At 67.3% G+C, this 20,209-nt stretch carries 20 protein-coding genes; 9 read left to right on the top strand and 11 right to left on the bottom strand.

Features of this window, described 5'->3' with window-relative positions:
• Window positions 1-12: 12 nt before the first annotated feature.
• From ACFVJ5_RS02805 to ACFVJ5_RS02790, 4 genes are read right to left on the bottom strand one after another with little or no spacing between them, the layout of a single operon-like run.
• Complete coding sequence (locus ACFVJ5_RS02805; RefSeq protein WP_379218187.1) at window positions 13-957, bottom strand: ABC transporter permease; 945 nt, start codon at window positions 955-957, stop codon at window positions 13-15.
• Window positions 958-988: 31 nt separating this feature from the next.
• Window positions 989-2,032 carry a TIGR03842 family LLM class F420-dependent oxidoreductase gene (locus ACFVJ5_RS02800; protein WP_379218186.1) on the bottom strand — a complete coding sequence of 348 codons (1,044 nt, stop codon included), beginning with the start codon at window positions 2,030-2,032 and terminating at the stop codon, window positions 989-991.
• Between the two features lie 28 nt (window positions 2,033-2,060).
• Window positions 2,061-3,479 carry a dihydropyrimidinase gene (gene hydA, locus ACFVJ5_RS02795; protein ID WP_379218185.1) on the bottom strand — a complete coding sequence of 473 codons (1,419 nt, stop codon included), beginning with the start codon at window positions 3,477-3,479 and terminating at the stop codon, window positions 2,061-2,063.
• Window positions 3,479-4,318 (bottom strand): nitrilase-related carbon-nitrogen hydrolase, encoded by an 840-nt coding sequence (locus tag ACFVJ5_RS02790; RefSeq protein WP_379218184.1) that lies wholly within the window; start codon window positions 4,316-4,318, stop codon window positions 3,479-3,481. The genes hydA and ACFVJ5_RS02790 overlap by 1 nt, the downstream gene beginning before the upstream one ends.
• Window positions 4,319-4,441: 123 nt before the next feature.
• On the opposite strand from ACFVJ5_RS02790, the gene ACFVJ5_RS02785 reads away from it, so the two are divergent.
• Window positions 4,442-5,836 carry an aminotransferase class I/II-fold pyridoxal phosphate-dependent enzyme gene (locus tag ACFVJ5_RS02785; protein ID WP_379218183.1) on the top strand — a complete coding sequence of 465 codons (1,395 nt, stop codon included), beginning with the start codon at window positions 4,442-4,444 and terminating at the stop codon, window positions 5,834-5,836.
• Window positions 5,837-5,858: 22 nt separating this feature from the next.
• Here the strand turns inward: ACFVJ5_RS02785 and ACFVJ5_RS02780 are convergent, their stop codons facing one another.
• Together ACFVJ5_RS02780 and ACFVJ5_RS02775 are read right to left on the bottom strand one after the other, a co-directional pair.
• A complete protein-coding gene (locus tag ACFVJ5_RS02780) occupies window positions 5,859-7,364 on the bottom strand; it encodes an ArnT family glycosyltransferase (protein WP_379218182.1) in 1,506 nt (501 codons plus the stop codon).
• Window positions 7,361-7,999, bottom strand: coding sequence for a TetR/AcrR family transcriptional regulator (locus ACFVJ5_RS02775; RefSeq protein WP_378627420.1), 639 nt, complete (start codon window positions 7,997-7,999; stop codon window positions 7,361-7,363). The genes ACFVJ5_RS02780 and ACFVJ5_RS02775 overlap by 4 nt, the downstream gene beginning before the upstream one ends.
• Before the next feature lie 235 nt (window positions 8,000-8,234).
• Here ACFVJ5_RS02775 and ACFVJ5_RS02770 point away from each other — a divergent pair, with 235 nt between their 5' ends.
• Together ACFVJ5_RS02770 and ACFVJ5_RS02765 are read left to right on the top strand one after the other, a co-directional pair.
• Window positions 8,235-9,356: a methyltransferase gene (locus tag ACFVJ5_RS02770; RefSeq protein WP_379218181.1), complete on the top strand. Its 1,122-nt coding sequence runs from the start codon at window positions 8,235-8,237 to the stop codon at window positions 9,354-9,356.
• Window positions 9,357-9,496: 140 nt separating this feature from the next.
• Window positions 9,497-10,177, top strand: coding sequence for a peptidylprolyl isomerase (locus ACFVJ5_RS02765; RefSeq protein ID WP_379218180.1), 681 nt, complete (start codon window positions 9,497-9,499; stop codon window positions 10,175-10,177).
• A gap of 313 nt (window positions 10,178-10,490) precedes the next feature.
• Here the strand turns inward: ACFVJ5_RS02765 and arc are convergent, their stop codons facing one another.
• A complete protein-coding gene (gene arc, locus ACFVJ5_RS02760; protein WP_056809924.1) occupies window positions 10,491-12,251 on the bottom strand; it encodes a proteasome ATPase in 1,761 nt (586 codons plus the stop codon).
• Window positions 12,252-12,438: 187 nt separating this feature from the next.
• Between arc and ACFVJ5_RS02755 the strand changes: the two genes are divergently transcribed.
• Window positions 12,439-12,969: a hypothetical protein gene (locus ACFVJ5_RS02755; protein ID WP_378627413.1), complete on the top strand. Its 531-nt coding sequence runs from the start codon at window positions 12,439-12,441 to the stop codon at window positions 12,967-12,969.
• Window positions 12,970-13,174: 205 nt separating this feature from the next.
• A complete protein-coding gene (locus ACFVJ5_RS02750; RefSeq protein ID WP_379218179.1) occupies window positions 13,175-14,455 on the top strand; it encodes an acyltransferase family protein in 1,281 nt (426 codons plus the stop codon).
• Here the strand turns inward: ACFVJ5_RS02750 and ACFVJ5_RS02745 are convergent, their stop codons facing one another.
• Entirely contained in the window at window positions 14,456-15,289 is an 834-nt protein-coding gene (locus ACFVJ5_RS02745) for a tRNA (adenine-N1)-methyltransferase (protein ID WP_358121145.1), read from the bottom strand.
• 123 nt (window positions 15,290-15,412) lie between these two features.
• Here ACFVJ5_RS02745 and ACFVJ5_RS02740 point away from each other — a divergent pair, with 123 nt between their 5' ends.
• Window positions 15,413-16,312, top strand: a complete 900-nt coding sequence (locus ACFVJ5_RS02740) for a RecB family exonuclease (RefSeq protein ID WP_379218178.1) — start codon at window positions 15,413-15,415, stop codon at window positions 16,310-16,312.
• A gap of 94 nt (window positions 16,313-16,406) precedes the next feature.
• Complete coding sequence (locus ACFVJ5_RS02735) at window positions 16,407-16,808, top strand: nuclear transport factor 2 family protein (protein WP_379218177.1); 402 nt, start codon at window positions 16,407-16,409, stop codon at window positions 16,806-16,808.
• A gap of 19 nt (window positions 16,809-16,827) precedes the next feature.
• Here ACFVJ5_RS02735 and ACFVJ5_RS02730 read toward each other — a convergent pair whose 3' ends face one another.
• From ACFVJ5_RS02730 to ACFVJ5_RS02720, 3 genes are all read right to left on the bottom strand, one after another.
• Complete coding sequence (locus ACFVJ5_RS02730; protein ID WP_379218176.1) at window positions 16,828-17,955, bottom strand: YeiH family protein; 1,128 nt, start codon at window positions 17,953-17,955, stop codon at window positions 16,828-16,830.
• Entirely contained in the window at window positions 17,955-18,089 is a 135-nt protein-coding gene (locus tag ACFVJ5_RS02725) for a hypothetical protein (protein WP_379218175.1), read from the bottom strand. Before ACFVJ5_RS02725 ends, ACFVJ5_RS02730 begins: the two co-directional genes overlap by 1 nt.
• A 137-nt stretch (window positions 18,090-18,226) precedes the next feature.
• On the bottom strand, window positions 18,227-19,117 hold the full coding sequence (locus ACFVJ5_RS02720) for a hypothetical protein (RefSeq protein WP_379218174.1): 891 nt from the start codon (window positions 19,115-19,117) through the stop codon (window positions 18,227-18,229).
• A 57-nt stretch (window positions 19,118-19,174) separates the two neighbouring features.
• Between ACFVJ5_RS02720 and ACFVJ5_RS02715 the strand changes: the two genes are divergently transcribed.
• Complete coding sequence (locus tag ACFVJ5_RS02715; RefSeq protein WP_379218173.1) at window positions 19,175-19,564, top strand: SseB family protein; 390 nt, start codon at window positions 19,175-19,177, stop codon at window positions 19,562-19,564.
• A 24-nt stretch (window positions 19,565-19,588) separates the two neighbouring features.
• Window positions 19,589-20,206 (top strand): hypothetical protein, encoded by a 618-nt coding sequence (locus tag ACFVJ5_RS02710; RefSeq protein WP_379218172.1) that lies wholly within the window; start codon window positions 19,589-19,591, stop codon window positions 20,204-20,206.
• The last annotated feature ends 3 nt before the right edge of the window (window positions 20,207-20,209 follow it).

The raw sequence follows: 20,209 nt of genomic DNA, 5'->3' as shown, positions 1-20,209 counted from the left end.
TTTCGGCGGCGCTCATCGGCCCTCGCTCGCTGTGCCGGTGCCCGGCGGGTGGCTGTAGCGGCGCAGCGCCAGCTCCACCAGACCGACCAGCGCGGTGAGGACGACGCCGAGCAGCGCGGCGGCCAGCACGGCGGCGTACAGCCGGGCCGAATCGCCGGTGGCCTGCTGGGAGAACACGATGATCTGTCGCCCGATCCCGCCGGCGGTACCGGTGGAGATCTCGGCGACGACCGCGCCGATCACCGCGGCGGCGGCGGCCAGCCGTAGCGCCGGAATCAACGAGGGAACGGCGGCGGGAAACCGCAAGCGTGTCAACGTCGCCCACCACCCGGCCGAGCAGCTACGCATCAATTCGACCGAGGCCGCCGACGGCGCCTGTAGCCCGCGCAGCATTCCGATGGCGATCGGGAAGAAGGCGAGATAGGCCGCGATCACCACGATGCTCATCCACGGCCGCCACGGCTCACCGCCGATGGACAGTTTGCCGCCCCATGCCGCCACCAGCGGGGCGAGCGCGATCAGCGGAACCGTCTGCGACAGCACCACATACGGCAGCAGTCCGCGTTCCAGCCAGCCGAACCGCTGCATCGCTACCGCCAGCGCCACGCCGACCACGGCGCCGAGCAGTAACGCGAGCAGCGACAGACCCAACGTGAACATCGCCGTGCGCAGCAGTGTCTCGCCGACGGTGCCCTTGCCGTCCGCGTCGCCGAGCACGGTGAACACCGCCCAGACGTGCGGGAGCGCGCCGTCGCCGGTGCGCGGAAGTACTCGGGTGCCCGCGATGCTCACACCGTCGGCGGGCACCAGCTCCTTCACCAGTTCCCAGATCACCGCCACGAGCACGAACGCGCTCACCGCGTAGACCGCGCGCAGCACCCGGGTCCGACCGGGTGTGGAGGCTCGGATCTTCTGCGGGACAACAGCTGTCGCCGGATCGATGGTCACCGTGGTCACCGGCGCTCTCCCACCCGCCGCTGCCCGGCGATCATGACAGACCGGCCGCTCGGATCGCGGTGACCTGCCGATTCAGCCGCGGCAACACCTGCTCGCCATAGGCCTCGAGCGTGGCCGTTTTGGCATCGTGCTGCAGATACACCGCGAACTGGGCGACGCCGAGCTGCTCGAGCTCCCACAACCGGGCCAGCTGCTCGTCGGGGGTCCCGATCAGGCAGAACCGGTCCACGATCTCGTCGGGCACGAAATCGGCGTGCGTGTTGCCCGCGCGCCCGTGCTGGTTGTAGTCGTAGCCCTGCCTACCGGCGATGTAGTCGGTCAGCGCCGCCGGAACATCGCCGCCCGTACCGTATTTCGCGACGATGTCGGCGACGTGGTTGCCGACCATGCCGCCGAACCAGCGACACTGGTCCCGGGCGTGTTCCAACCCGGCCTGCGATCCATCGGTGACGTAGGCGGGCGCGGCGACACAGATCTTCACCGACAGCGGATCTCGGCCCGCCGCCTCCGCCGACGCACGCACCTTGCCGATGGTCCATGCGGTGATGTCGGGGTCGGCGAGTTGCAGGATGAACCCGTCGGCGACCTGTCCGGTGAGCTCGAGGGCCTTGGGCCCGTATCCGGCCACCCACACCTCGAGCCGCGAATCGGCGGCCCACGGGAACCGCACCTCGATGTCACCGACCCGGGCGCTGCGACCGTTGCCCAGTTCCCTGATCACCTCGACCGATTCGCGCAGGGTGGCCAACGTCGTCGGCTTGTCCCCGACTGTGCGGACCGCCGAGTCACCCCGCCCGATGCCGCAGATCGTGCGGTTGCCGAACATCTCGTTGAGCGTGGCGAACACGGACGCGGTCACCGTCTGGTCCCGGGTGGCCGGGTTGGTGACCATGGGCCCCACGGTCACCTTCCGGGTCGCGGCCAGGATCTGGCTGTAGATCACATAGGGCTCCTGCCAGAGCAGGTGCGAGTCGAAGGTCCACACGTGCGAGAACCCGTGGGTTTCGGCCACTCTGGCCAGTTCGATCACCCGCGACGAGGGTGGCGTGCACTGCAGGACGACTCCGATGTCCATCGGCACTCTCCGTTTCGACAGTTGGTTTCTACAGAAGGTTCTGTGACAGGCCGCGCCGGATGAACCGGCCGTGCCCGGCGCGCCCGTGGTAAGCGCCGTCGTCGACGATCACCCGGCCGCGCGACAGGACCGTGTCGACATGACCGTCGATCTCGAAGCCCTCCCACGCGGAGTGATCCATGTTCATGTGATGGGTCTTGCCGAGACCGATGCTGGTGTGCCCGTCGGGGTCATAGATCACGATGTCGGCGTCGGCGCCCGGGCTGATCACGCCCTTACGCGGGTACATGCCGAACATCCGGGCCGGCGTGGTGCAGCAGACCTCCACCCACCGTTCGAGCGAGATCCGCCCGTCCTTGACGCCCTGGAACAGCAGATCCATCCGGTGCTCGACTCCGCCGATCCCGTTCGGGATCTTGCTGAAATCGCCCACGCCGAGCTCTTTCTGGTCCTTCATGCAGAACGGGCAGTGGTCGGTGCTCACCGCGGTGACGTCACCGGTGCGGATGAAGCGCCACAGCTCGTCCTGATGGCCCTCGGCGCGCGAGCGCAGCGGTGTCGAGCAGACCCACTTGGCGCCCTCGAAACCCGGTGCGCCCAGCTGTTCTTCGAGCGAGAGGTACAGGTACTGCGGACAGGTCTCGGCGAACACGTTCTGCCCGTTGTCCCGCGCTGTCACGATCTGCTGCATCGCCTGTTTCGCCGAGACGTGCACCACGTACAGCGGGGCACCGGTCAACTGCGCCAGCATGATCGCGCGATGGGTGGCCTCCTCTTCCATCTGCCACGGACGGCTGGTGCCGTGGAAGTAGGGCGAAGTGTCACCGCGGGCGAGAGACTGTTCGACGAGGACGTCGATGGCGATGCCGTTCTCCGCGTGCATCATCATCAGCGCGCCCAGGTCTCCCGCGGACTGCATGGCGCGCAGGATCTGGCCGTCGTCGGAGTAGAAGACGCCCGGGTAGGCCATGAACAGTTTGAAGCTGGTGACGCCTTCGCTGACGAGTTCGCTCATCCCTTTGAGGGATTCGTCGTTGACGTCGCCGATGATCTGATGGAACCCGTAGTCGATCGCGCACAGTCCGGAGGCCTTGCCGTGCCATTCGGCGAGGGTGTCCTGCACCCGCTGGCCCGGTTTCTGCACCGCGAAGTCGACGATGGTGGTGGTGCCGCCCCAGGCCGCGGCCCTGGTCCCGGTTTCGAAGGTGTCGCTGGCCTCGGTGCCGCCGAACGGCAGCTGCATGTGCGTGTGCCCGTCGACACCGCCGGGGATCACGTACTTGCCGGTCGCGTCGATCACCGTCTCGGCGTCGGCGGCCAGATCGGCGCCGAGCGCGGTCGAACCCGGTTGCAGGACAGCGACGATCGTCTCGTCGTCGATCAGCACGTCGAGCAGCTGGGACCCGGTGGCGCTCACCACCGTCCCGCCGTGGATGAAGGTGCGCATCAGGGGTTCACCAACGGTCCGTAGGCCTCCGGGCGACGGTCGCGATAGAACGCCCATCTCTCGCGCACGATCTTGATCAGATCCATATCGAGATCACGAACAACCAATTCCGGCGAAGTGTCGGAGGCGACCTCACCGACGAACTTCCCCTCGGGGTCGACGAAATAGCTCGTACCGTAGAAGTCGTCGTCGCCGTATTCGCTCTCGATACCGACCCGGTTGATCGCACCGACGTAATACTCGTTGGCCACCGCCGAGGCCGGCTGCTCGAGTTTCCACAAATAGCTGGAAAGCCCCCTCGACGTCGCCGACGGATTGAACACGATTTCCGCGCCCGCGAGGCCCAGCGCCCGCCAGCCCTCCGGGAAATGGCGGTCGTAACAGATATAGACGCCGACTTTGCCGACCGCGGTATCGAATACCGGCCAGCCGAGATTGCCCGGCCGGAAGTAGAACTTCTCCCAGAAGCCGGTCACCTGCGGGATGTGGTGTTTGCGGTATTTGCCGAGGTAGGAGCCGTCGGCGTCGATCACCGCCGCCGTGTTGTAGAGCAGCCCGTCCATCTCGCGCTCGTACACCGGCAACACCATCACCATGTTCAGCTCGGCGGCCAGAGCGGCGAACCGTTCGGTCGTCGGGCCCGGTACCGATTCGGCGTACTCGTAGAACTTGGTGTCCTGTAGCTGGCAGAAATACGGGCCATAGAACAACTCCTGGAAGCAGATCACCTGCGCACCCTGCGCCGCCGCCTCCCGTGCGTAGTCCTCGTGCGCCTCGGTCATTGATTCTTTGTCACCGGTCCAGGTGGTCTGGACGAGCGCCGCTCTGACGATTCCCATGCTTTGTTATACTGCACCTACAACTGATTCTGTTGTGTTACAAGAGTGCGGAAACAGTTTCGGTGCCGTAAACCCTGGCGGTGCACCCCGGATCGGCCGCGCACGACCCCGCAGAATGAGTCAATGACCGAAGCCTCGCCGACCGCACTGCCCGCGGACTTCGCCGGGGACCTCGACGAACGAACCGCCGCCGGGATCGCCGCCGCGATCGGTCGCCGCATCCGCTCGGGCGCACTCGCTCCCGGCACCCGGCTGCCCACCGTGCGCGAGGTGGCCCGCGAACTCCGGGTCTCCCCCGCCACCGTCAGCCAGGCCTGGCGCGCGCTGGCCGCGACCGGCGCGATCACCGCGCGCGGACGGGCGGGCACCTTCGTCGGGGAGAGACCCGAGGCTCCGATCGGCCGGTATCAGCGCCTGCACTCGCACTCCGACAACGCCTTTCGCGTCGACCTGTCGCACGGCACCCCCGATCCGGCGCTGCTGCCCGACCTGGCCGCCGCACTGCACGCGCTCTCGCGCGATACCGCGCCGGGCGATCTCTCGGCCCACTATCTCGGCGAGGCGGTGCTGCCCGCGCTCGCCGAGGCGCTGCGCGCCGACTGGCCGTGGCCGTGCGAACGGCTGACCGTCCTCGACGGCGCTCTGGACGCGGTGGACCGGCTCCTCGCCGCCCACGTGCGCTTCGGCGACCCGGTGATCGTCGAGGATCCGTGTTTCCCGCCGTTCCTCGACCTGCTGGCCCGCCTCGGCGCGCGCCCGGTCGCCGTCCGCCTCGACGAATCCGGTTTCCGGCCCGAGGAATTCGCGCGCGCGTTCGACGGACCCGCACCGCGCGTGGTGATCCTGCAGCCGCGCGCCAACAACCCGACCGGCGCCTCCCTCGGCGCGGCCAGAGTCCGCGAACTGGCCGCGATACTGGGCTCGCACCCGGCGCTGATCATCGAGGACGACCACTCCGCGGGCATCGCGACCACCCCGCTGCGCTCCCTGGCCGCGCGCTTCCCCGATCGCGGTGTCTACATCCGCTCCTACTCCAAGTCCCACGGCGCCGATCTGCGGCTGGCCGTCGCGGGTGGGCCCGCGGCACTGCTGGATCCGGTGGTCGAACGCCGGATGCTCGGGCCGGGGTGGTCCAGCCGACTACTGCAGCGCGTGCTGCTGACAATGCTCCACGACGCCGGGGCCCGAGCCACCGTCGCGGGCGCGCGCCTCGAATACCGTAGGCGCGCCACCGTTCTGCGCCGCGCGCTGGCCCGCCACGATGTCGTCGTGGCCGCGGGCGACGGCATCAATCTCTGGCTCCCGGTCTCCGACGAGAACGCCGCGATGATCAGCCTCGCCGCCGCGGGTATCAAGGCCGCGCCGGGCGGCCCGTTCGAAGCGGGCGAGCGGCCGCCCAGCGACCATCTGCGTCTGACGCTGGGCGCCCTCGGCGACACCGATATCGCCTGGCTCGCCGCCGAACTCGCCGCCGCGGCCACCGCCACCCCGACCTACCGGCGCATCCGCAGATCCTGACGTACGGCTGTGCGCGGTCGCGCTACATCGCACGCAGGTCGGTCCACATCTGCGACCACGGCCGCGCCGGCTGTTCGCAGCGCCAGATCGTCACATCACGGGTGGCGCCCTCGTAGCCCAGCCGGGCGTCGGCCCGGCCGATCGGCGTCACCGCTGCGAAGTGCGCGCGCAACTCCTCGTATTGCGCCCCGACATAGACCACCGTGGTCGCCGAATCCGGTGGAATGCCGAGATAGCCGTACCCACGACTCGGGCTGTACACCGCGGGCCAGCCGTACTGCTGCCGATAGGTGTCGAGAGCCCCTGCCTGCCAATAGGATTCGGCGACGATCACCGCGTTGGCGCGCTCAGCAGGTGACAGGGTGCGGTACGCGAGGTCGGTCGACGCGGCCAGGTCGGACCAGCCGAACTTGCCGTGCAGCAGCAGGTCCGCGCCACCGGTGCTCGGCGGGATCGAGGACTCCGGCTGCCAGGGCAGCGACCACGCGGCGAGCGCGACCGACAGCGCGATCACCGGAACCGCGGCGATCCGCTGCCAGGTGGCCTTCGCCTCGACCAACCCGATCGCCCCGGCCGCCATCGCGACCGGATAGATGCCGACGGCGTAGTAGGGCCGTCCGCCGGTCGCCACGAACGCGACCACGAGCAGCACGACCACCAGCCCGAAGAACCGGTAGGGGCGAAGCGATTCCGCGCGGAACAACCGGATCGTGCCGTAGACCAGCAGGATCGCGCCGAGCAGTCCCGCCGCGAGCAGCGCGACCGGCACGAAGATCAACCGCCCGCCGATCATCTCCTGCTCGGCACTGACCACACCGCCCATCGCGAGCTGCGGCCATCCGTTCGCCGACTGCCACAGCAGGCTGGGCACCATCGCGACCGCGGTGATCGCGGCGCCGATCCACAGCGCGGGCCTGCGCAACAGCTCACGGGGTCCGTAGACGAGCACGCTGATTCCGACGCAGATCCAGAAGAACGGGATGAGCCATTTGACCTGCATGTCGATCGCGGTGACGACCCCGGCCATGATCAGCAGCACATCGGCGCGAGTCCGGACCCAGCGCACGAGCAGCCAGGTGATGAGCACCCACAGCGGTCCGTCGATCGCATTGGTGGAGAGCTGGCTGCCCTGCACGAACAGGAACGGTGACGTCGCGTAGGCGAGCGCGCTGATCAGCTGCGCGCCGCGTCCGCCGCCGAATTCCCGCGCGATCGCCGCGGCGAGCACGATGCCGGCCACCGTGATCAGCAGGGCCGGAAGTCGCAGCGCCACCAGCGAACCGGGTGCGACCGAATCCATCAGGCGAGCGATCAGCGGCAGTAGCGGGCCCTGGTCGGCGTAGCTGACCGCCAGGTGGTGCCCGCCCGCCGCGAGGAAGTACAACTCGTCGCCGAAGAAGCCGTACTGCCCGAGCACGGCGAACAGTCCGACCGCGGCCACCAGCGCGATCGCGCCGACGCCGAGCACCGCGAACGGCGGAACCTCCCGTGTCGCATCGGGTTGGGTTGATTCCGTCGTCGTTGTCATCGGTCGTCGTCCTTCCTCGTCACCGCGTCGTACATCTCGATGAGATGCGTGCGGTAGTGGCGCACATCGAAATCGGTTTCCCGCACCGCCCGGTTCGCGATTCCGTCGATCGAGTCCCGGATCAGACGCGCCAGCACGGTCGGGTCGAAATCGCCGAACTCGCCGGCGCGCTGCCCCTCGGCCAGCGCCGAGACCAGCGGCGCGATGATCTCCCGGTCACCGTCGGGGGTGTCGAATCGCAGCGAACCGTCCGGGCCGCGCAGGTTGAGCACGATGTCGCCGACGGCGGCGACGTAGCTCTTGTTGTCGTCGATGAATTGCAGATTCGACGACAGGTAGGCGTGCAGGACGGCGCGGTAGCCGTCGGCGATCGCGGCGGTGAGGATCGGCGACATGAACTCGGCACCGGAGACGAACAGCTGCGTCACGACCTGTGACATCAGCTCGTCTTTGCCGTCGAAATGGTAGGAGATCACGCCCTTGGAGATACCGGCGTGCTCGGCGATCCGGGCCAGCGACGCGTTGCCGTACCCGACCTCGGAGATCACTTCGACGGTGGCCGCGATGATCTGGCGCCGTCGCGCTTCCTCGATGAACGAGCGCTGTTGTCCATCCGGCTTGTTTTCTGGCCGCATGGTCAGAATTTAGCACGATCGGCCTGTAACCGCGCCCTAGATGACGTCAGCCTGGGCCGATACGGCAGAATGAGGGACCCCTCCCCCGGAAAGGCAGCAGTGGTGACGCTCGACATGGCACTCGGCGACGCGGTCGCGCGCATTCCGACGCCGTAGCGACCGACCGAGAATCGGCCGTCGCGTCCGGCGTCGGCGTATTCGAGTCACCAGTACCGTCGATCACCGGGAGCAGCCCGTGTCCACCATCGCCTGGACCGAAGACCACAGTCAACACTCCGCCGTCTGGCATTCGGAGAACGGCGCGCCCGCACCGCGCACCGTCTCCACCGCCGATGACCGGCTCTCGGCCGATCACGCGTTTCGCCGCATCAGGGCCGGTGAGGCGCTGCTGTGGCAGGGCGATTACAACAATGGTCGCCAACTGTTACAGGCGCTGGGCCGACGCGCCGATCGCAAGCCGGCGAAGAAGCCCGCCACCGGTGATCTCGGCGCGCTCTACGAGCACGAGCGAATCCGAAGACGTACGCGGGCGGGCATTCTCGGCAGTCTCCTGATCCGGCTGGGCAAGGGCTACGAGCTCGAGCTGCGCCGGGCTCCCGATGTGGCGGCGGCGTGCGAGGCGGCGTACGGTCCGGCGAACGCCGAACGCGTGGTCACCTTCACCGAACTGCTCGGTGTGGTGAGTGCCTATCGCTGGCAGCAGCAGGGTGTCGAAGTACCCGCGCTCGGAGCGCGCGTGTACCCCGGCTACGGCGTGTTCTCCCCCACCCGAAGTGAATACGTCGATCTCGTCGCCGACGCGCCGCTGGATCCCGAGATCCGCACCGCGTTCGATCTCGGCACCGGCACGGGCGTGCTGGCCGCGCTGCTCGCCACCCGCGGCGTCCCCGAGATCGTCGCCACCGACATCAACCCGCGGGCGTTGCGGTGCGCCAAGGACAACGCCGAACGGCTCGGCTTCGGCCGGATGATCGCCGTGACCGGACCCGCCCTGTACCCACCCGGCCGCGCCGATCTCGTGGTGTGCAATCCGCCCTGGCTGCCCGGCGTGCCGACCTCGGACCTGGAACGTGGTGTCTACGACCAGGACCAGTCGATGCTCACCGAGTTCGCCCGCGACCTGCGCGCACACCTCACCCCCCACGGAGAGGGCTGGCTGGTGCTGTCCGACCTCGCCGAACTACTCGGCCTGCGCCCGGCCGACCACATTCCGCGCCTGCTCGACGACTCGGGTCTCTACGTGCTCGGCAAGCTCACCACACGTCCACGTCACCCCCGCGCGACCGATCGCGACGACCCGCTCGCCGCGGCGCGCACCGCCGAGACGACCACGCTGTGGCGTTTGCGGGCTCGCTAGCCCCGAATGCACGGAATTCTGTGTCGATCACACGACGAGCGGACCGGATCCGGTGGTCTCTCCCCACGCGGACGGGTGCGGCTGGCAGGATGCGCGGTACATCGTCCGGCAGCACCCGCTCTCGAGGAGATCCCGCCAAGGTGACCAGCATTTCGCAGGACCGACCCTTCATTCGCGCGCTCGTCGGCGTCGGCATCGCCGCGGCCGCCCTGGTGGCACTCGCCCCCGCCGCGCAGACCGCACCGATGCGTCAGGCAGTGATCCCCGGCTGCACACCCGCCGTCGCGGGCCAGCCCAACGGCAAGCAGTGGCCCACCGAGCCCGCGATCACCATCGACACCGCGGCGAGCCACACCGCCACCCTCGAAACCACCTGCGGGACAGTCACGATCGCGCTCGACGCCGCCGCGGCCCCGCGCACGGTGAACTCGTTCGCTTTCCTGGCGGGCGAGGGCTACTTCGACCACACCCGCTGCCACCGGCTCACCACCCAGGGCATCTTCGTGCTCCAGTGCGGCGACCCCACCGCCACCGGCATGGGCGGCCCCGGCTACAAGTTCACCGACGAGAACCTCGCGGGCGCGGTCTACCCGGCGGGCACCGTGGCGATGGCCAACGCGGGCCCCGGCACCAACGGCAGCCAGTTCTTCCTGGTCTACCGCGACACCCAGCTGCCCCCGAACTACACCCCCTTCGGCACCATCACCGAGGGCCTCGACGCCCTGACCAACATCGCCAACGCCGGCGTTGCGGGTGGCGGCGCCGACGGCACCCCGGTGGCCGATGTGGTCTTCAACGCCGTGACCACCACACAGGGCTGATCAACCACGGGCTGATCGACGACGAGGGCCGCGCCTCCCGTTTCGGGAGACGCGGCCCTCGTCGCAGCAGGGCTGGTTCGATCAGCCGGCGCTGATCGAACTGAACAGGTTCTGGATGGTCTGCAGGATGATCTCGGTCAGCAATTCAGCGGCGGAACCGGCCATGACAACGCTCCTCGTAAGTCCTCATCAGGTGAAACGAACAAGTGAAGCGTGCCCTATTCACTTGCCACCGCGCAGCGTTTCGGTGAAAAAAAGTGAACAGAAACGCGAAGGCCGCGCCCCACCGGGACGCGGCCTTCGCAGATCGTGACTACAGGTACTGACCGGTGTTGGACTCGGTGTCGATCGCCCGGCTGGCCGAGGCGTTCTTGCCCGTGACGAGCGTGCGGATGTAGACGATCCGCTCGCCCTTCTTGCCCGAGATCCGTGCCCAGTCATCGGGATTGGTGGTGTTGGGCAGATCTTCGTTCTCGGCGAACTCGTCGACGATCGAGTCGAACAGGTGCTGGATCCGCAGACCCGGGTTACCCGTGTCGAGCACCGACTTGATCGCGTACTTCTTCGCCCGGTCCACGATGTTCTGGATCATCGCGCCGGAGTTGAAGTCCTTGAAGTACAGGACTTCCTTGTCACCGTTGGCGTAGGTGACCTCCAGGAACCGGTTGTCGTCGCTCTCGGCGTACATCCGCTCGACGACCTTCTCGATCATCGCCTCGACGCACGCCTGCTTGTCGCCGTCGAACTCGCGCAGATCGCTCTCGTGCAGCGGCAGCGTCTCGGTGAGGTACTTCGAGAAGATGTCCTGCGCCGACTCCGCGTCGGGGCGCTCGATCTTGATCTTCACATCGAGACGGCCCGGCCGCAGGATCGCGGGGTCGATCATGTCCTCACGGTTGGAGGCACCGATCACGATGACGTTCTCGAGGCCCTCCACACCGTCGATCTCCGAAAGCAGCTGCGGCACAACGGTGGTCTCCACATCGGAGGAGACGCCGGAACCACGGGTGCGGAAGATCGAGTCCATCTCGTCGAAGAACACGATCACCGGGGTGCCCTCGGAAGCCTTCTCGCGTGCGCGCTGGAAGATGATCCGAATGTGGCGCTCGGTCTCGCCGACGAACTTGTTGAGCAGCTCGGGGCCCTTGATGTTGAGGAAGAACGACTTGGCTTCCTTGGCATCCTGACCACGCGATTCGGCGATCTTCTTGGCGAGGGAGTTGGCCACCGCCTTGGCGATCAGCGTCTTACCGCAGCCGGGCGGACCGTAGAGCAGCACGCCCTTGGGCGGGCGGAGCGCGTACTCACGGAACAGATCCTTGTGCAGGAACGGCAGTTCCACCGCGTCGCGGATCTGCTCGATCTGACGGCCGAGGCCACCGATGTCGGTGTAGTCGACGTCGGGAACCTCTTCCAGCACAAGGTCTTCGACCTCGGCCTTGGGAACGCGCTCGAACGCGAAGCCCGCCTTGGTGTCGACCAGCAGCGAATCACCCGGGCGCAGTTTGCGAATCGGCGAATCGGGGTCTGCCATGTCGTCGTATTCGGCGATCTTGGACAGCGGACCCGACAGCCATACCACCCGCTCTTCGTCGGCGTGACCGACCACGAGGGCGCGCCTGCCGTCGTCGAGAATCTCACGCAGCGTGCCGATTTCGCCGATGGCGTCGAAATTTCCGGCCTCGACGACGGTGAGTGCCTCGTTGAGGCGCACGGTCTGGCCGTATTCCAGTGCGTCGGCGTCGATGTTGGGCGAGCAGGTGAGGCGCATCTTGCGACCGGAGGTGAAGACGTCGACCGTCTGATCCTCGTAGGCGTGGATGACGATGCCGTACCCGCTCGGCGGTTGGCCGAGGCGATCGACTTCCTCGCGCAACGCGATCAGCTGTTGGCGCGCTTCTTTGAGCGTGTCCATCAACTTGCCGTTGCGGATGGTCAGCGAATCGATCCTGGCTTCCAATTCGCGTGCGCGATCCGGCGAATCGGCGAGTTGCCTGCGAAGAGCAGCCGACTCGGCGCGTACCGCCTCGAGCTCTCGCCAGGCCGCCGAATCCGAATTCTCGTTGGGGCTCATGATGCTGCTCCTCCCAGTCCCGGTCTATCAACGCTACCGGGCGCGGTCCGTTCTCGCTTTCCGACATGGTTTCGTCGTGATCACATCTTGTACGGTCGGTACGACATCAACCACACATTTGCACCTGTTAGGCTCCCCTAACACCCCGTACGGGGCACTCGCCCAACGAGTCGAAAGGTTGCTGTCCATGCTCCTTCCTCCCCGCACGATCCGTGTCACCGTCGCCGCCGCCGCTGCGGCGCTCGCCGTCACCGTCGGACTGACCGGTTGCGGCGATTCCGACGATTCCTCGACGAATGCCACCACGAGCAGTACCAGTATCGCGGCCGCTCCGTCCAGCGTTTCGGCAACTCCGGCACCTTCGGGTGACAACGCCGCTGCCCCCACCGCTGATTCCCTGAAGGCGACGCTGATCAAGTTCGCCGATCCCGGGGTATCCACCGACGACAAGGCGAAACTGATCGTCAACGGCGACGCGCACAAGTCCAACATCGATCAGATGAACGGCATGCTCGCCGGCTACACCCTGACCTTCGCCGTCGACAACGTCGCGACCAGTGGTGACACCGCCACCGCCGATGTGACGATCACCTCGCCGCACGGCACGGCGCCCGCGTTCCCGGTCACCTGGCAGCAGGAGGGCGGCACGTGGAAGCTCTCCGACGCCAGCGGCTGCCTGCTGCTCGGCTTCGCCCAGGCCCCCTGCACGCCCGCCTGACCGATCGGCACGGCCCGGATGGTCCGCCGGTACCACCCCGGCCGTGCGGTCGCTGTGCACCGCACGTAGGCCACAAGATCACCCGGGCTGGATCGATGGTCGCCGACCACCGGCGCGACCAGCGGTCCACACCGCGTAGTTCCACTCAGCGACCGGGGTAGTTCCGCGCTGTGCCCATGGCGCGAATTCTGCGATGGTCTCCGGCATGAGCGTTGTTCCCAGTGTCGCGGTGGTCGCCGCGAACACCCCGGCCGATCGTGACCGGTTTCTGGATCTGCTGCGGATCTCGTCGCTGGTGGTGGTCGTCGCCGGTCACTGCCTGATGCTGACCGTGACGGTGTCGGGCACCGAGGTGCGTTTCGGCAATGTGCTCGCCGATCTGGCGATGCTGCGCCCGCTCACCTGGGTTCTGCAGGTGCTTCCGCTGTTCTTCTTCGCGGGCGTGGCCGCGGGTGCGCGCAGCATCGGGCCCGGGACATCGTGGGGCGCTTGGCTTTTCCGGCGCACCCAGCGGCTGGTCCGACCGCTCGGCTACTTCGTGGCCGCCTCGGTGGCGCTGCTGGTGGTGGCCGATCTGGTGCTCGCGCCGGGGTGGCATCGTCCGCTCGCGGTGACGAGCGTGCAGCTGCTGTGGTTTCTCGGCACGTACCTGGCGGTGCTGACGTTCGTGCCGCTGCTCGCGGCGCGGATCACCAGCGGTCGCCGGATGTTCGCCGCGGTCGCGGTGATCGTGGCCGGCACGGCGATCGTCGACGCGGTGCGGTTCAGCCGCGGGCCGATGGAGCTCGGCTACCTGAACATGTTCGTCTGGCTGGTGCCCGCGGTGCTCGGGATCGGGTACCTGCGTGGTCTGCTGCACCGGTGGACCGCGGCGGTGCTGGCCGGTGTGGTTCTCGCCGTCGACGTGCTCTTGGTCCTGATCGGCCCCTACGAGGTGAGCATGGTCACCGTGCCGGGCCAACGGCTGTCGAACCTGGCGCCGCCCTCGCTGCTGCTGGCCGGGCACGCGGTGATGCTGTGCTGCGCCGCCGTCGCCGTGGCGCCCTGGCTGCGTCGTCTCGCCGCCCGCCCGCGGGTCTGGTGGTTGACCGTCATCGGCAACACCGGCGCCATGACGCTGTATCTGTGGCACATGCCCGCCCTGCTCACCGTGCTGGTGCTCAGTCATCTGGCGGGCGCCGACCGCACCGCACCCACCGAGTCCGGGTTCTGGCTGCTCACGGCGGTACAGCTCACCGCGACCACCGCGCTCACCGTCCTGCTGTTCCTCGGCCTGCGTGGCCTCGAGAACACACCGCTGCGCTGGTGGGACGGGCCGGTCGCGGCGGTGCGCGGCGTCCGCTCGGCCGCCACCGTGCTTGCCGGGATCGCCGCCGGGATCGCGATCCTGCAAGCCACCCGATGGGGCCTCACCGTGGACGGTGCAATCTGGTTCGCAGGCGCGGCGGCGGCGTTGCTCGCCGCCCGCCTGCTCACCCGTGCGTGATCAGCCCTTGGACGGACGGCGCTGCGGCTTGGGCGTGACGGTGCCCTCGGCCAGCCGCCGCGCGCTCACCAGGAACGCGGTATGGCCCTGCATGCGATGCTCCGGGCGCACGGCCAGACCGACGACGTGCCAGCCACGCACCATCGACTCCCACGAGCGCGGTTCGGTCCAGCATTCCTGCTCACGCAGCGCCTCGACCACCTTGGACAGCTGGGTGACGGTGGCGACGTACACCACCAGCACCCCACCGGGAACCAGCGCCTTCGACACCGCGGGCAACGCGTCCCACGGCGCCAGCATGTCGAGCACGACGCGATCGACCTGCGGGCCCTCGTACTGCGCCACGTCGGCGATCGTGATCGACCAGTTCGCCGGCCGCTCGCCGAAGAAGGTCTCCACATTGCGAACGGCGTGCTCGGCGTGGTCGTCGCGGATCTCGTAGGAGATCACCTCGCCCTCGGGCCCGACCGCGCGCAGCAGCGAACAGGTCAGCGCACCCGAACCGGCGCCGGCTTCCAGTACCCGCGCGCCCGGGAACACATCGCCCTCGTGCACGATCTGGGCGGCGTCCTTGGGGTAGATCACCGCGGCGCCACGCGGCATCGACAGCACATAGTCGGTGAGCAGCGGGCGAAGGGCCAGATACGGGGTGCCGTTGACCGACTTCACCACGGTGCCCTCGTCGTTGCCGATGAGGTCGTCGTGCTTGATGCCGCCGCGATGGGTATGGAATTCCTTACCCTCCTCGAGCACCACGGTGAAGAGGCGTCCCTTACCGTCGGTCAGCTGCACGCGGTCCCCGATAGCGAATGGACCGGTTCGTCTGGCCGTCATTGATCTCCCGTTCTTCGAATGGACCTGTCAGCCTGCCAGGCGCGGCGATCCACGCGATCGACGGGTCAGCTATTTCGCGGCGGCCGCGCGATCGTGTCGGTGTGTGCGGTTAACCTGCGAAACATGTCAGTGCCCTTGTCCGTACCCCTGACCGACGACACCGCCGACGCGCCGGTACATCGGTCGCGTCCGGCGTTGTCTCCTTCGCGGGCAAGCGATTTCAAGCAGTGTCCGCTGAAGTACCGGTTGCGGGCGATCGATCGGGTGCCCGAACCGCCGTCGCGAGCGGCGGTGCGCGGGACCGTGGTGCACGCGGTGCTGGAGGATCTGTTCGGATTGCCCGCGGCCGAGCGTCAGCCGGCACGGGCCGCCGAGTTGGTACCGGGGGCGTGGGAGCGTGTGCGCGCGGAGCGCGACGGGGTGGACGAACTGGTCGCCGAGGGTGGCCCGGAGGCGCTGTTCGACGAGGTGCGCAAGCTGGTCGCGAGCTACTACGAGCTCGAGGACCCGCGCCGATTCGAGCCACACGCGCTGGAGGAACGGGTCGAGGTCGACCTCGACGGCGATATTCCGCTGCGCGGTTTCGTCGACCGAATCGACGTGGCGCCCAACGGCCTGCTGCGCGTTGTCGACTACAAGACCGGTCGCTCCCCCGGCCCCCTGCACGAGGCGCGAGCGCTGTTCCAGCTCAAGTTCTACGCGCTGATGATCCTGCGCACCCGCGACATCGTCCCGGCCCAGCTGCGCCTGATCTATCTGGCCGACAAGAACATTCTCACCTACACACCCGAGCGCGAGGAACTGGACCGCTTTCAGCGCATCCTCACCGCGCTCTGGCAAGCCATCATCGACGCGGGCCGAACCGGGGACTTCCCGCCCACACGCAATTCGATGTGCAAGTTCTGCGACTTCAAACCCCTGTGCCCCGAATACGGCGGCACACCGCCGCCGTACCCGGGGTGGCCGGTCCAGGCCCCGGTCCCTGCCGACCTGGTGACCGAACGTCTCCCCGAAGACGTGTGACGACTGAACTGCCCGCATCGGCACATCGGCGCGGTTGTCCGGGCTAGGCTGCGAACACCCTATGCAACTCGTTGAATATGAGAGGAGCTGACCGATGCATCCTTTCCGCACCGCGGTCGAGGCGCGCGACGAAGCGGCCATCGAGGCATTGCTGGCCGAGAATGTGGTCTTCACCAGCCCCGTCGCCTTCCAGCCCTACCCCGGCAAGGCCATCACCGCGGCCATCTTGCGCGCGGTGATCCGCGTCTTCGAAGACTTCCGCTATGTGCGCGAGATCGGCGAGGGGCGCGATCACGCCCTGGTGTTCGAGGCCACCGTGGACGGCAAGCAACTCACCGGGTGCGATTTCGTCCACCTCGATGAGAACGGCAAGATCGACGAATTGATGGTGATGGTCCGTCCGCTCTCGGCCGCGACCGCCCTGGCCGCGCGGATGGGCGCGCAGTTCGAACAGATCAAGGCCGAGGCGACCGCGAGCAGCCGGGCTGATTCCTGAGGCTGCCCGCGGCAGGTACTCAGACCGCGAAGTCGCGGAACAGCAGCACCGAAAGACCCAGGCCCACAGCGAGATTCACGACCGCCGCCGATCCGAAGACCACGATCGGCCGCCAGCCGGCTTCGCGCAACCCGCGCAGCGAGAACTCCAGGCCGATGGAGACGAAGGCCAGGATCAGGAACCAGGTCCGCAGGTCGTTGATGACGGCGATGTGCGCGGCGCCCGTCAACTTGTCGACCGACTGCAGATACAGCGTGCCGATGATCGAGGCGGCGATGAATCCGAGCACGAATTTCGGGAACCTGGCCCAGAATTCGCCGATGCTCGGACGGGCGGCGCCCTCGGTGCGATCCACGCGGAACGCGAACCAGGCGGTGAGAGCGATCGCTACGAGACCGATGAGCGCGTTCTGCGTGGTCTTGACGATCGTCGCGATCTGCAACGACTGCTCACCCGCCAGCGCACCCGCGGCAGCCACCGCGGCGGTGGTGTCGATATTGCCACCGATCCACGCGCCTGCCACCGCATCGGAGAGCCCGAAAACGTCAGCGAGCCAGGGCAACAGGAAGATCGAGGGCAACGCGAAGATGATCACCAGCGACGCCGCGTAGGCGATCTGCTCGCGTCGCGCCTGCACCGCACCCGCGGCCGCGATGGCCGCGCTCACCCCGCAGATCGATACCGCCGACGACAGCAGCGCCCGCAACTTGTCGTCGAGACCGAGCACCCCGCCCAGCCACCAGGTGAACCCGAAGACGATGGTGATCAACGCCAGCGCCTGCACGATCGACGGAGCGGCCGCCGTGACCAGGATCTTCAGATTGATCGAGGCGCCGAGCAGCACCACCCCGGTCTTGATGAAGAACTCGGTCCGGAACCCCGCCGACAGCCGGTCCCGCAGGCCGATCTTGCTCAGCACCACATTGCCGATCAACCCGATCGCGATCGCGTACACCGGATACTCGACCGTCTTCGCGACCCGCTTGAAGGGTGTCTCCGCGGCCCACTGCGGAACATGAGTGTCGAAGAACCGGGTCAACGCGCCCAGCGCTAGCACCAGCAGGATCCCGGCCACGATGTCGCGCACCGCGGGCCGCGAATTCGCCTGCAACGCCGCGGTTTCCGACGTGGTCCTGGTCTCCCCCATCACGGCACCAGCCAATCCGGGATCGCTCCGACCAGCACCAGGCCGATCAGGACGAGCCCGACGACGGTCGCCAACCAGTCTTCGTTCCAGCTGAATGCGCTGCCCGGCCGCGGCTCGGGCCCTGTCTGCGACACGGTGACTCCTTGCTGTTCCTCATCGAGAAAACGCAAGGTAGCAACGGAATCGCGAAGGCACACCGATTGTGTTCAGCCTGAGCGGATCTCGCCGCTGACCGCATAATCGGTTGCATGATGAAAGAGGGGCAGGCGGCCTACTGCAGGCGGCGTTCCTCTTCTTCTTGCAGGCGACGGCGCTCTTCTTCGCGCTCCACCTGCTCCTTCTCGATCTTTTCCTCGTGCTCGTTCTTGTTCGACATGTTCGCCCCGATCACTGATTGTCCGGACAAATCTGCCGTCCAGTTTACGCTCGGCGGGTTCGGCGACGGCGGTCGTGGCCGAGCGCGCAGTAGCGGTCTGCCCATGTACGCGGCCCATGCCGCGAGCATGGACAGCGCGGCGGCAGGCATCGATACCAGACCGATCTCGCTCATCTGCTCGAGCCACTCGGGCGCCGCACTGCCCTCGCTGTCGACCCCGAGAATCTTCGACACCGGGGATTGCCATGCGGCACTGTCGCCGCCATCGGCCAGGAACCAGCAGAACAACGTCAGACTCAGCAGGTGCGCCCAGAGCGCGACCACCACCAATCCCTGTCGAACGCGGGAGGCAGACAGGAATCGCGCGTCGACGACGAGCCCCTTCGCGATCCACCAGCCCGCGCCGAGACACCCCAACCACACCGGCGCCCCGAAGAAGATGAAGAACGCGAACATCCACCCGACTGGCCCATATCCCCGCACGATCCAGTCGACAACGACCATAGAACCCGGCATCCGAGGAGAAGAAATGATCCGCGCTTTGTCCACAGTTGTTGCCACCGCAGCGATCACGCTGGCGATGGCAGGTTGTCCCACCATCGCCTCGGCCGACTCGATCGAAGGGCCTGCCGTGGCCCAGCCCGTGATCGGCGGCGCGCCGACGCCTCCGTTCGACCCGGTGTGCCCCCTGTGCTTCATCCGCGAGGCGCTCGAAAGCTTCTCCGCGAAGTAAACAGTCGGCGTACAGCTGCCCCGACTTCCGTGGCTTTCCGATGACAGAATCATGCCCGTAGGATGTCTGTCGCGGATGAAAGCGATTGCGGCACAGCGGGGGAGGTTGACATGATGTCCGACGGCGACGGCCGCGACCGGCTACGCGCTGAAATCGCCGCGTTCTATGCGGGATTCGGGCAGCCGGCGGCCCTGCTCGCCGCGTTCCGACAGGCCGCGCTCCTCGTTCCCTTGACCGCAGATGATCGCGTCTTCTTCTCTCAGGTAGGCGGCGTCGACTGGTTGTGCGCCTTCACCAGCATCGAGGAGTACGCCCGATTCATGGTGACTCGCGGTCGTCTGCAGGACGACGGCATCGACGCGAACCAGGAATACCGCCACCACTGGCTGTTCGGCCGTCGACTACAGGAATACGTCGACTCCCGCACCGAACCCGCCGGAATCGCGGTCGACATCGTGGGTTCGGCGCCGATGGCGTTTCCGCCGGATGTCGCCGGATAGTCGACGAATGGGGAGGGTTGTGCGATGACGAAGCTCGAGATCGATCCCGCGGTGCTGCAGCAGGCCGCGAAAGGTATCGAGGACACCATCGGTCAGCTGTCGGAATTGGGGATCGGCGAGACGGGCAATATGGGCCGAGGCTTCGCGCTGCTGACGCTCTCGACCCTCGAAGCAGGCAAACACACGGTGCAGAAGACCTTCGAGGAGTTCACCGAACGGTGGTCCTGGGGTGTGCGCGCACTGGTCCAAGGGGGCAACTCGATCGCCCGGACACTCGGTTTGGCCGCGGGCCGGTACGACGAAATGGATTCCAAGGCCGAGGGCACACTCAAGAAGATGTGGACGCACCTGGCAGGCAACCCGCATCTTTCCGACGAGGAGATCACCAAGCGTTCCTGGGGCGATACCTTCGCCGACAACTCCTTCAACCACATCCGCAACGCGGACTACAGCACGAAGTCGTTTCAGGACGCCAACCAGACCATTCAGAACAACATGAAGGTGGTCGAGACGGTCGGTCCGCAGGCGCTGGCGAATGTCAGCCCGGTGAGCGGCCTCGTCACCGGTGAATCGCCCGGCTGGAACACCGGTGCCGCCCAACAGGCAGCCGACATCATGAAAGAGCAGCAAGGAGGGCAATAGTCC

This window comes from Nocardia sp. NPDC127606 (assembly GCF_042671725.1).
Lineage (GTDB): Bacteria > Actinomycetota > Actinomycetes > Mycobacteriales > Mycobacteriaceae > Nocardia.
The sequence above is the reverse complement of the archived record's forward strand: the minus strand, read 5'-3'. Positions and strand labels throughout refer to the sequence as shown.